Origin of the sequence: Carnobacterium viridans (assembly GCF_900102725.1) — a bacterium.
Lineage (GTDB): Bacteria > Bacillota > Bacilli > Lactobacillales > Carnobacteriaceae > Carnobacterium_B > Carnobacterium_B viridans.
On record NZ_FNJW01000008.1, the window covers coordinates 848,116 to 861,105 of the forward strand.

Genomic DNA, 12,990 nt, shown 5'->3' on the forward strand with positions numbered 1-12,990 from the left:
TGTCTGCTTGCTTTTTTATATTGGCTGGTTGCCTTTTAAGAAAGAAGCATGTTTTTCAGCTTTCCCTTTAACATTCCATATTTCATCAGCGTAGCGCATGATTGTGAAATCGGCAGAAAAGGGACCTGAACTTGCAATATTGATTAATGCCTTTTGGTTCCACGCCAGTTTATTTTGGTATAAGGTATCCGCTCTTTCTTGAGCTGCAACAAAACTTGCAAAATCTTGCAAAACATAATACTCATCATTAAATAGTGTTAATGAATCATAAATTACTCGGCCTTCTTCTTCGATGCCTGGAATAGTTCCATTTATTAAACAATTCAGAACTCGTTTCAGACGCGGATTAGCTTCCATAACAGCTATCGAAGAATAATTACCCTCTCGATTTATCTGATTAACTTCATCATTCGTCAAACCAAACAGAAAAATATTGTCTTCCCCTACTAGATCTTTTATTTCAATATTAGCACCATCCAATGTTGCCATGGTCAAAGCACCATTTAACATCAACTTCATGTTACTTGTTCCTGAAGCTTCTTTTCCTGCTAATGATATTTGTTCACTGATATCTGCAGCTGGAATAATCAACTCAGCTAATGAAACGCCATAGTTCTCTACAAATACCACTTTCATTTTATTACCTATATCTGGATCGTTATTTACTAAATGAGCTAATGCATTAATAAACTTAATGATTTGTTTTGCATAAATGTAACTAGGAGCTGCTTTTGCCCCAAAAATAAAGACTCTTGGCTGTAATTCAAGAGTGGAATCTTCTTTGATTTTCAAATAACGGTCTAAAATATGCAATGCATTCAATAATTGGCGCTTATATGCATGTAATCTTTTTATTTGCACATCAAATAATGCTGTAGGGTCAATTTCGATACCATATTTTTCTTTTACATAAACCGCAAACCGTTTTTTATTTTCAAGTTTGATATCAGATAATTGGTTTAGTGTTTCTGAATCTTTTGAATAGGCCTTAAACTGTCTTAATTCAGCTGGATTTACTTTCCACTCTTGATCAATCTTGTCATCAATCAGCTGCGTTAACTTTTCGTTAGCTAAATGAAGCCATCGTCTTTGTGTAATTCCATTCGTTTTATTATTAAATTTTGATGGATACATTTTATAAAAATCGTGCAGCGTTTCTTCTTTTAAAATATCTGTATGTAATTGGGCAACCCCATTTACACTGTGACTTCCAATGATTGCTAAGTGGGCCATTTTAACATAGCCTTCTGAAATAATGGTAGTCCGATACGTCAGTTCTTCTCCGTATAAGGAGATTTTTCTATCTAGATGGCGTTGATTGATTGCTTCAATGATTTGATAAATACGAGGTAGCAACTCTCGAACCATGTCGACCGGCCATTTTTCCATAGCTTCTTGCATAATGGTGTGGTTGGTATAACTAATAGACTTTTTCGTAATATCCCATGCATTTTCCCAACTATGTCCTTCTTCGTCTAATAAAATGCGCATCAATTCTGGAACACATAAAGCTGGATGTGTATCGTTTACGTGAATAGCGATTTTATTTGGAAAATCACTCCATGGCTGACCTTGTTTTTTGAAAAAACGTACAATACTTTGAATACCAGCAGATGTAAAGAAGTACTCTTGTCTCAATCGAAGAAGTTGTCCTTCGTAATTTGAATCATCTGGATAAAGTACCTCTGTAATCTGGTTAACTACTTCTCGTTCCGCAATCGTCTTGTAACGTATCTCTTCTTCAGGAGGAATTTCAGCCGACCATAAGCGAAGATTGTTTACAACATTATTCTCATACCCTACCATTCCTGTATCATAAGGCACAGCTAAAATATTTTGGGTATTTGAATAGATAGGACGCAATTTATTTTCGCCATCTTCTTTCAAATATACCTCGCCGCCATAACGAACCATGACAGCTTTATTTTCTTTTCTGACTTCCCAAACATTTCCGTTACGTAGCCAGTTCTCTGGCAATTCAACTTGATACCCATCTACAAATTTTTGCTGAAACAAACCGTAGCGGTAACGAATACCTGTGCCGTTACCCGGAATACCCAAAGAAGCAATTGAATCCATAAAGCAAGAAGCTAATCGTCCTAACCCACCATTACCTAAAGCTGGATCTACTTCTGATTTTACAATCGCTTCGAAATCTAATCCCATTTCAGCAATTCCTTCTCGCACAGTAGTTAAAATACCTAAATTCAATAAATTGCTTTTCAACATACGCCCAGGTAAAAATTCCATTGAAAAGTAGTAGACTTGTTTTACTTGTTCTTCTAAATACAGTTGATTGGTTTTGTTCCAATTATCAGAAGAATAGCTTTTTATAAAATTGCCTAAAGCCGTATATTGCTGTATGGAAGAAGTATCTTCTAAGTTTGAGGCATAAAGCCCTTCAATTATTTTCTCAAATTCTTCTTTAAATTTAGTAGTTGTCAGCATTATTTTTTTCTCCTCGTATTCTTTTTTGATAAAACTAATTAATTTCCACTAAATAAAGAAACTTCAACAGTCAAAATAAGAATAGTTACCTATTTTTATGTGCCTGTTGAAGCTCTTCATTATGTTCTAAGCATTGCAGTATAAACTTGTATATATTCGTTAGTGGATTTTTCCCAACTAAAGTCTTTTGACATGGCTTGTTTTACTAATGACGCCCAATTTTTAGGCTCATCATAATAGACAGTCAATGCACGATCAATCGTTTCGACCATGACCGACGAACGGAAATCATTGAAGCTAAACCCAGTCCCTTTTCCTGTATATGGATTGTAAGGCTGAACGGTGTCTTTTAATCCACCTGTTTCATGAACGATTGGCAAGGTACCGTATCGTAATGAGTTAAGTTGAGACAACCCACAGGGTTCAAATGCTGAGGGCATAATAAATAAATCGCTTCCTGCATAAATGTGCTGGGCTAAAGCCACATCAAAATCAACAATCATTTTAAATTTTTCTGGATATTTCCAAGTGAAATAATTGAAACTGTCTTCGTATTCCTTTTCACCGGTACCTAATATGAGAACTTGAATATTACGATGCATCAGTTCATCAATTTTATCACGCAATAAGTTGCAGCCTTTTTGAGTCGTTAACCTACTCACCATAGACATTAATGCTGTTTTTTCATTTACCGGTAATCCTACTCGCTCTTGCAAAGTTGTTTTATTAACCGCTTTTCCTTTTAAATTTTTTGTAGAAAAATGTGCTGGAATAACATTATCTGTCTCAGGATTAAAGACCTCATAATCAATCCCATTTAAAATACCTTTTAATTTGTAACTATTGAACCGTAATACACCGTCTAAATTTTCACCAAATTGAGGTGTTTGGATCTCCTGTGCATATGTTGGACTAACTGTTGTGACTTGATCCGCATAAAAAATCCCACCTTTTAAACAATTGATATCATCATAATATTTTAAGCCGTGTTCGTGAAAGGCATTGTACCCTATTCCATACAAATCTGATAGTACAAGTTGGTCAAATACACCTTGAAACTGCAAATTATGAATAGTCAAAATCGTTTTTATCGATTGGTAACTTGTGATCCATTGATATTTATCCTTTAGCAAAACTGGAATAATAGATGTATGCCAGTCGTTCACATGTAAAATATCGGGGATAAAGTCTATTTTTTCCAACATCTCACAAATGGCTTGCGCAAAAAAAGCAAATCGTTCGCCATCATCGTCAAAACCATAAATGCTAGAGCGGTTAAAATAATACAAATTGTCAATAAAGTAATAGTGAATGTTGTCTTTCTTTAATTTTTTAATTCCACAATATTGACTCCTCCAGCCAACCTTCACTTCGAACTGTGCTACATCTACTAATTGGTTTTTATATCTTTGAGGCATGGTACTATATAAAGGCAATACAACACGTACATCTATCCCTTGCTTTTTCAATTCTTTTGGCAAAGCACCTGCGACGTCCCCTAAACCCCCAGTCTTAAAAAAAGGAGCGCATTCTGCCGCAGCAAATAAAACCTTCATTTTTTCAGCTCTCCTTTTCAACTGTTAGTTCACTATTTTTTTCTATCACTATAGGATTTTCTTTTGTTCCTATTAGCTGAACTCCCGGACCAATTTTTACGCCTTTATCTAAAATAACGTACTGCAATTCTGCACCTTGAGCAATTTTACACCCTTGCATAATTAAAGAATATTTGACCGTTGCTGTTTTTTCTATGATGACTTTCCGAAAAACAATTGAATCTTCAACCGTTCCATCAATCACACAATCACTTGCCAACTGCGAATTACTGATATCCGCTTCTTTTGAATAATAGGTAGGCGCCCCATTTTTTACTTTTGTAATAACCGGTTGACTACGATAAAATAATGCATTGTAATTATCTTCATCTAACAAATCCATGTTCGCCTGATAATAACTTGAAATATTATCGATATTTTTCAAGTATCCTGTATATTCAAAACTATTCACACTAATTTCTTTTAAACTATGTCTAATTAAAACATTGATGTCTCCTTTTATTCGATTACTAGCTGCTTCTCTTGTTAATTCAATAAATTTTTCAGCTCTCATAATTGCAATTCCCATACCGACTGCTATTTTTGTTTCTTCACTTGGAAGTTCATGAGCTGTAAGCAAATCAATGACCTTACTTTCTCCTTCTCCTTCAAAAATGAGGCATGTATCAATAGAATCTGGTGAACAAAATTCTCTAGAAACATTTTTATATACAACTGTAACATCTGATTTACTTTCAATATGATTTCTTAACACTGCCTTAAGATCGACATTGCACAGCATTTTGCTACCCATAACAACTACATATCCTTTAGTTGAATGTTGGACAAAGTCTATTTGGTCTTGGTAATAACTGCTAATTTGACCTGATTCCAACTGCTCAACAGCTTCTTTTATTTCGGCTCCAGAATGAATAAATAACCCGCCTCCAACGGTAGATTCCATTCCCCAAGGGTAACCACTTCGTACATGATCCATTAAAGCTCTTGCCCTACCTCTTACAAATATAGCAACTGAAGTTACCTCTGCACTATATAAACTTGAAAGCGGAAAATCAATCAGCCTGTAACGTGAACCAAATGGCAATGCAGCAACTGCTCTTCTTTTTGTTAAAGGCATTAATTGAGATTCTGATTCATCCAAATTCAATACTGCACATAATTGTTCATTAGTCTTCATCTTTTAGCCCTCCTACCTCTTCTGCATAGCCAACAACCGTAATCTTTTTTTCTTCACCGTTCAGTTGCGCTCCATCATGAATTTTTGCATTTTCTCCAATGATGGCACAATTGATTGTTACATTTTCTCCTATCGTCACATTTGCCATAATCAAGCTGTCTTTTATGATAGAATTTTTCCCCACTTTAACATTATGAGATAAAATAGAATGATTGATTTCTCCGGCGATATAACACCCATCCGCAATCATGGAGTCTGCAACTTTTGATGACTTAGTTAAAAATTGAGGTGGAGCAGAAGGATTTTGTGTATACACTCTCCACGATGAATCTCTTATATTTAAAGCATGGTTTGGATCTAAAAACTCCATATTTGCTTCCCACAAACTTTCAATTGTTCCAACATCTTTCCAGTAATCTTTAAATGCATAAGCAAATATATTTTCACTATTTCTTAAGTACGCTGGAATAACGTCTTTTCCAAAATCTTCCATTGTACGGTTTTTAGCATGGTTATCAACGAGGTAACTTTTTAGCATAGGCCAATCAAAAATGTAAATTCCCATGGAAGCTAAATTACTTTTAGGTTCTGATGGTTTTTCTTCAAATTCAATAATTCGATCTGTCTGATCAGTATTCATAATTCCAAATCGAGGTGCTTCTTCAAGAGGAACTGGGATGACTCCTACTGTTAGAGCTGCGTTTTTTTCTTTATGGAATGCAATCATATCTTGATAGTCCATTTTATAAATATGATCTCCTGAAAGAACCAATAAGTATTCTGGATTATACCGATCGATAAAATCAATATTTTGATAAATAGCATGCGCTGTACCTTTAAACCATTTTTCTCCATCAACACTTGAATAGGGTTGTAGAATAGTAGCGCCGCCATCATGCGTGTTCAGTCCCCAGCTTTCTCCATTTCCGACATGAGTATTTAATTCCAGAGGCTGATATTGAGTGACTACCCCAACATTTTTAATCCCTGAATTAGCACAATTACTTAACGCAAAATCGATGATCCTATATTTTCCACCAAATGGTACAGCCGGTTTAGCAATATCTTTGGTTAACTTTCCAAGCCTCGTTCCCTGTCCGCCCGCTAAAATCATAGCTAATGTCTCTGTTTTTTTCATTGTACTATCGGAAGAATCTGCTTAGCATCCTTCCTCTACCCTCCTTTTTATCCATTAATTTTTTGGCACTCCAAAAATTCTTTTTGGTCTTAAAATCAAAACACTCATTGCCGGTACAATCAATTCAATAGTGTAATCTTGCTGGTGAGTGGTTTCTTTTATTGTCTTGAATGGTCCTTGCAGCTTTGTCCAGACGCCACCATATTCATGCATCTCAGTATTTAAACACTCTTCATAAGTTCCTTCAAAAGGAACGCCTATTTTATACCCTTTACGTTCATTTGGAACAAAATTACAAATGACGATTACAAAATCACGCGTTTTTTTACCTTTACGTATGAAAGATAAAATGGTTTCAGTAGCGTTATCTGCATCTAAAATTTGAATACCTTGCGTTTGATGATCTATTTCCCAAAGTGCGTGTTCCTTTTTATACAACATATTTAGCGATTCCATAAAATGTAGATGTTTAGCATTCATTTCATCAGCTAAGCTTTCCCACTCTAATCCTTCATGAATCCGCCATTCCAGAAACTGACCGTAATCATTTCCCATAAAATTTAATTTTTTACCTGGGTGAACCATCATATACGCTTCTAAGGTACGCAAACTGGCAAATTGATTGTATCGATCGCCCGGCATTTTATGCATCAATGATTTCTTTCCATGGACCACTTCATCATGAGAAAATGGTAAAATGAAATTTTCGTTGAATGCATACATGAAAGAAAAAGTGATTAAATTAAAATGATGTTTGCGAGATGAAGGATTCATTTCAAAAAACTTCAGTGTGTCATTCATCCAACCCATGTTCCATTTGTAATTAAACCCTAAACCGCCCATATAGACAGGTTTTGTGACCTTTGACCAGGCAGTACTTTCTTCAGCTATCATAAGTGTATCAGGATGCCTTTCAAATACTTTTTCATTTAATTTCTGTATGAATTTGACACCAACTTTATTATGGTTGCTTCCATCTTCATTAGGTTTCCATTCACCAATATCGTAATCAAGATACAACATACTCGATACTGCATCAACTCTTAACCCATCTAAATGAAATTGTTCGATCCAATAAAGCGCATTTGAAATCAAAAAACTCTGAACTTGGTCCTTCCCTAAGTCAAAATTCATAGTACCCCATCGATTATTTTCTGCTTTGTCCTTATCTTTGTATTCAAATTGAGGTGTTCCATCAAAATAAACCATTCCGTAATCATTTCGATTGAAATGACCCGGTACCCAATCCATTAACACTCCAATATTTGCCAGATGAGCCGCTTCTACAAAATTTTGAAATTCTTCCATAGTTCCAAACTTCGAAGACACTGCATAATAACCAGTCAATTGGTACCCCCAAGATGCGTCTAAGGGATGTTCCATCAGTGGCATAAATTCAATATGTGTGTACCCCATTTTTTTTACATAAGGAATTAATTCTTGTTGCAATTCGGGAATGGTGTACCATGAATCATCTTCGTGGTGCTTCCAAGAGCTGAGGTGTACTTCATAAATGTTCAGGGGACGTTCATAAATAGAAAAGCGTTTCTTACTTGCTGTCCAAAGGCCATCTCGCCATTTTTTTTCAGGCAAATTTTTTACGATTGATGCATCGTTAGGCCTTACTTCAAATTCAAAAGCATATGGGTCAATTTTTAATTTTACCGTTCCATCAGATTGTTCTATTCGATACTTATAGCATTGCCCTTCAATTGCTTGTTCATTGAACACCGTCCAACAGCCAGTTTCCCCTATTCTTTCCATTTCAATTCCCATGTGCCAATCTGAAAATTCGCCTGTTAAACCAACGCTTTTTGCATTAGGAGCCCAAACAGTAAACCGAAAACCATCTTTTCCTTTGTAACTATCTTTTTTACATCCCATCGTTAAATAACTATCAAAATGCTCACCTGTGTTAAATAAATATAATTCTTTTTCAAGATTATTTTTGGTTTCTTCATCCATCGATTTATTCGCCACTCTCTTCACTCCCAACTTTGCGTCTGTTATTTTATCATCATTCTATCATTATATTTTCATTTTACAGTGTATTTATCTAATAATCGACTTTTTTTTAATTTTTTTTACAATTATTTTACTTTTTAACTCTATAGTTAGTATACCACTCTTTTAAGAAAACGCTTACTCATATGATGGTGAAAGAATTCGTAGTTTTTTGGGAGAATAAAACAAAAACTTAATTGTTTTTATTTTTTATTAATTGAATTTTCTTATCTCATAATTTAATAGTAGAGGGAATGGCCTATGCACCCAGAAAACCGATTAGACTCCCAATAATAAGTCGGGCTAATCGAAAATGAACTAAATCTAGTGTAAATTAAGCTGTTGATAAATTTGAAAGTAACACAAACAAATGTTGAGTTAAAAGTGCGTTACGGTGTTACTAATGGTAAAATGATAGTAGGTAAGTCCAACCATAACTTAGTCAGGCAACTATTAAAGGAGCTTATCGTAAAGGGGGTGAACAGATTGGAAATACTATTATTGACTGTTGGTTTTGTTGGTTTAGTAATAGCGGCATTAACGCCTCAATCCACTTTAGGAGGACTATTAGCATTAGCAAGTTTTGGTGGCTATTTTTATTTAAATAGTCTAGAAAATTGGATTCCCATTATTATTTTTATTTTAGGGATCTGTCTTCTGATTTTTGAAGTTTTTATACCAGACTTTGGAGTAGCAGGCATAATTGGTTTTCTTTTAATTATCGGCGGTGTCTATTTAACCAATAATGATTTAGGAACAACCTTGCGCGATTTAAGTATCGCTGTGGTCGCATCTTCATTCTTAGTGATCATGCTTATAAGAAGGGGTTACTCGCTGACACATTTACAAAAACTCGTTCTTAATAATAACTTAGATAAAAAAAGCGGATTTTCGAGCAACAATGACGCTACAGCTTATTTAGGAAAAACTGGAAAAACAACTACTTCTCTTAGACCATCTGGAAAAGTAGCATTCGATGGTACAGAGTTAGATGTTGTCAGTACAGGCGAACACATAGACGAAGGCGTTCCCGTTATTGTCACAAAAGTAGAAGGATATAAAATTAGTGTTAGGAGAGTGGATTAAACATGACAACAGTTGCAGAGAGCCCCACAAATTGGATTGGCTTTTTATTCATAGCCATTATCGTTATTATCGTTATTAGTTTATTTTTCCGTTTTGTACCCGTTGGATTATGGGTTACTGCCTACTTCTCAGGTGTAAAAGTTAATATAGGAACACTTGTAGGAATGCGCTTAAGACGAGTGACTCCGCAAAATATCATTCGTCCATTAATCAAAGCAACTAAAGCTGGTTTAGATATCGATATCAACGAATTAGAAGCCCATTATTTAGCTGGTGGGGACATCAATCAAGTGATTGACGCTTTAATTGCCGCACAACGTGCAAACATTGACTTAGTTTTCAAACAAGCTGCTGCAATTGACTTAGCAGGAAGAAATGTTTTTGAAGCTGTTCAAGTCAGTGTTAATCCTAAAGTAATTGAAACACCTGTCATTGCTGCAATGGCAATGAACGGCATCGAAGTTAAAGCTCGTGCTAAAGTAACTGTTCGTGCAAATATCGAACGCTTAGTCGGTGGAGCTGGTGAAGAAACCATTATTGCTCGTGTTGGTGAAGGAATTGTAACAACCGTTGGTAGTGCAGCAAGACATACGGATGTACTAGAAAATCCGGATTCTATCTCAAAAACTGTTTTAAGAAAAGGGTTAGATTCTGGTACGGCTTTTGAAATTCTTTCCATTGATATCGCAGATATTGATGTTGGTCGTAATATTGGCGCCAGCTTACAAATGGAACAAGCCCAAGCGGATAAAAATATCGCACAAGCTAAAGCAGAAGAAAGACGTTCTATGGCGATTGCACAAGAACAAGAAATGATTGCTGAAGTTCAAAAAATGCGCGCACGCGTAGTTGAAGCTGAAGCTGAAGTACCTTTAGCATTAGCCGAAGCTCTAAAATCAGGAAACTTGGGTGCAATGGATTATTACAATATGAATAATGTTAATGCCGATACTAAAATGAGAAATTCTATTTCAGATTCTACTGAGAGAGAAAGTGATAGATAATGAATACTTTAATAGCCCTTGTCGTTTTATTTCTTATAGGGACTACATTCTTTTCTATTATCGCTACTATTTACCGCTTTTTCATTACGTCTATCGGAGGCAACTCTTCTCCATCACAAAGTAATCAAAGGCAAACTTATCAAAGAGAAGATTTAAAAAATAAGGATTCTCTTTCTTTAAAAGATGCTTTTCTAACAAATAATACCACTAGACAAAAATATGCAAGCAATGCTAATGGGGCTTCACAAAAACGAAACCAACAAGCACATTCAAAACAATTGTCTAGTCGTATGCAACAAGATGCAACTCGTAGAAGAGCCGAAAATCTACAACAAAACACCAAAAGAAAATCAGAACCCGTTCACTCTTCTACTGCTCCAAAATCAACTCTATTTAATGAAAATGATATTAAGAAAAGTAAAAGTCAGACGCTTTTTGATAAAGATGACCTAACTTCATTAACCCCAATTGATAAGGTAACTTCTACCAAAAAATCAAGTTATCAAACTGAGGTTAGAGCTAAAAATCTTCATTTTCAAAATGACTATGTAAAAGGAATTATCTACAAAGAAATTTTAGATAAACCTGTTAGTTTAAGAAACAATAAGTAAAGCAATAAATAAACCAATAAGGAAGTTCTTAGAGAACTTCCTTATTGGTTTATTTTATTTATTAGACCCTAACTTCTTCTTTCTCTTCATCATATTCTAAAGCTTTTGTTCCTTGGTCTCCGGAACTGACTCGAACGACATTTTCAACATTGTAGACAAAAATTTTCCCATCTCCAACAGTACCCGTATATAGCGCTTTTCGAGCTGTTTCTATAACCAAAGAAACTGGAATACTGCTAACCACTACTTCTAATCTTATCTTAGGAAGCAAATCTGCTTCGATTTCAACTCCTCTATAATAAGCTGTTTGGCCTTTTTGAAGGCCATATCCTTGTACTTTTGTTACTGTCATACCTGTGATACCAACACCATTTAAAGATTTTTTCAAATTTTCAAATTTAGACTCATTTGTTATAATGTCCACTTTCATTAAACGAGTCTCTTCCTTTTCACCAGATGTAAAAGGTTGCTTTACCTGTTGATGAATGTCAACTGTTTCACGACTCTCTTCCTCATCGATAGCAAGAGGTCCTACACCTGAAAAGGCTAATTCAAGTTCTGGACTTTCAAATTTTAATCCTTCGAATAGAGGTTTTTGGCCAAACGGAACCGTTACAAAGTCACCATAGCTTGATTCTAATCCGTGTTCTGAAATATCCATCCCTGCAATTTCTTCTTCTTCTGTTACTCGTAACCCAATTGTCTTATCAACAAGTTTAAACGTAATGAACATAGTAATCGTTACCCATGCTACGACGGCAATAACTCCTAATAATTGAACACCTAAGAGGCTAACACCTCCGCCATAAAGTAGACCATCGTCAGTCGCAAAAACGCCTACTAAAATCGTTCCTAAAGCACCCGAAATTCCATGTACTCCAAAAGCACCAACTGGATCATCAATTTTAGCCTTTTTTTCGACAAATTCTATTCCATAGACTAACGCAATAGAAGAAATTGCTCCTATTGCTACAGCTCCAAATGGTGAAACTATTGCACATCCAGCTGTAATCCCTACTAAACCAGCTAGCGAACCATTTAGCGTCATAGAAATATCTGGTTTTCCGTATTTTGTCCATGTAATCACCATAGCAACTAAGGTAGCCGTTACTGCAGATAAATTTGTATTTAAAAAGATCGTCCCAATAAGAGCTAATGTTTCGTCACCCGTGGCAGAGACCGTTGAAGCACCGTTAAATCCAAACCAAGCAAACCAAAGAATGAAAACGCCTAAGGCTCCTAATGTTAGACTATGTCCTGGAATAGCTTTTGCTTTTCCATCATTGTCGTATTTTCCAATTCTAGCCCCAACAAGTTTTGCTCCGATTAGAGCTGTTACTCCACCAACCATATGAACAGCTGTCGAACCAGCAAAATCGACAAATCCTAATTGTGCTAACCATCCTCCACCCCAAATCCAATGTCCTGAAATAGGATAAACAACTGTAGAAATAACCAACGTGTAAACTAGGTATGCACTAAATTTTGTTCTTTCTGCCATTGAGCCAGAAACAATCGTTGCGGCAGTTGCAGCAAAGACCGTTTGAAACATTAAAAATACATATCCAGGTATAGTGGTGTCATAATTGCCTTGTACAAATAAATCCGGTGTTCCAAATAACCCAGCTATACTGGGACCAAACATTACTCCAAAACCAATAATCCAGTACATTAAAGATCCTAATACAAAATCCATCAAATTTTTCATGATAATATTACCAGCATTTTTTGCTCTAGTAAATCCCGTTTCAACCATTGCAAAACCTGCTTGCATAAAAAACACTAAAACTGTTCCAATAAGAACCCATAACGTATCCACAGATGAAAACATATTCTTACCTCCTTTTTTATATGTTATAAAATCTAACACTAAAGAAAGGTTTAAACAAGCTTTTTAAGTTTAAATGAAAAATTAACCTAAAAAAGCTTTCAATCCATGTCATATAACATAACATGGTTTGAAAGC

General features: G+C 35.4%; 9 protein-coding genes. 3 read left to right on the forward strand and 6 right to left on the reverse strand.

Features of this window, described 5'->3' with window-relative positions; all coding sequences use genetic code 11:
• Window positions 1-15: 15 nt before the first annotated feature.
• The 5 genes from BLT48_RS05380 to glgB form a co-directional block, all read right to left on the reverse strand.
• A complete protein-coding gene (locus BLT48_RS05380) occupies window positions 16-2,448 on the reverse strand; it encodes a glycogen/starch/alpha-glucan phosphorylase (RefSeq protein ID WP_089975949.1) in 2,433 nt (810 codons plus the stop codon).
• A 119-nt stretch (window positions 2,449-2,567) separates the two neighbouring features.
• Window positions 2,568-4,004: a glycogen synthase GlgA gene (glgA, locus tag BLT48_RS05385; RefSeq protein WP_089975952.1), complete on the reverse strand. Its 1,437-nt coding sequence runs from the start codon at window positions 4,002-4,004 to the stop codon at window positions 2,568-2,570.
• Between the two features lie 4 nt (window positions 4,005-4,008).
• Entirely contained in the window at window positions 4,009-5,181 is a 1,173-nt protein-coding gene (gene glgD, locus BLT48_RS05390; RefSeq protein ID WP_035023864.1) for a glucose-1-phosphate adenylyltransferase subunit GlgD, read from the reverse strand.
• Entirely contained in the window at window positions 5,171-6,319 is a 1,149-nt protein-coding gene (locus tag BLT48_RS05395) for a glucose-1-phosphate adenylyltransferase (RefSeq protein WP_035023867.1), read from the reverse strand. The genes glgD and BLT48_RS05395 overlap by 11 nt, the downstream gene beginning before the upstream one ends.
• Before the next feature lie 54 nt (window positions 6,320-6,373).
• A complete protein-coding gene (gene glgB / locus BLT48_RS05400; RefSeq protein ID WP_089978670.1) occupies window positions 6,374-8,284 on the reverse strand; it encodes a 1,4-alpha-glucan branching protein GlgB in 1,911 nt (636 codons plus the stop codon).
• Between the two features lie 516 nt (window positions 8,285-8,800).
• Between glgB and BLT48_RS05405 the strand changes: the two genes are divergently transcribed.
• The 3 genes from BLT48_RS05405 to BLT48_RS05415 are packed head-to-tail and all read left to right on the forward strand — an operon-like array spanning window position 8,801 to window position 11,024.
• Window positions 8,801-9,409, forward strand: a complete 609-nt coding sequence (locus tag BLT48_RS05405) for an NfeD family protein (protein WP_226776605.1) — start codon at window positions 8,801-8,803, stop codon at window positions 9,407-9,409.
• A gap of 2 nt (window positions 9,410-9,411) precedes the next feature.
• Entirely contained in the window at window positions 9,412-10,413 is a 1,002-nt protein-coding gene (gene floA, locus BLT48_RS05410) for a flotillin-like protein FloA (RefSeq protein ID WP_089975955.1), read from the forward strand.
• The gene (locus tag BLT48_RS05415) at window positions 10,413-11,024 is read left to right on the forward strand and encodes a hypothetical protein (RefSeq protein WP_035023874.1); all 612 of its coding nucleotides are present in this window, start codon (window positions 10,413-10,415) and stop codon (window positions 11,022-11,024) included. The genes floA and BLT48_RS05415 overlap by 1 nt, the downstream gene beginning before the upstream one ends.
• 61 nt (window positions 11,025-11,085) lie before the next feature.
• Here the strand turns inward: BLT48_RS05415 and BLT48_RS05420 are convergent, their stop codons facing one another.
• Entirely contained in the window at window positions 11,086-12,855 is a 1,770-nt protein-coding gene (locus BLT48_RS05420; protein WP_035023876.1) for an ammonium transporter, read from the reverse strand.
• Between the last annotated feature and the right edge of the window lie 135 nt (window positions 12,856-12,990).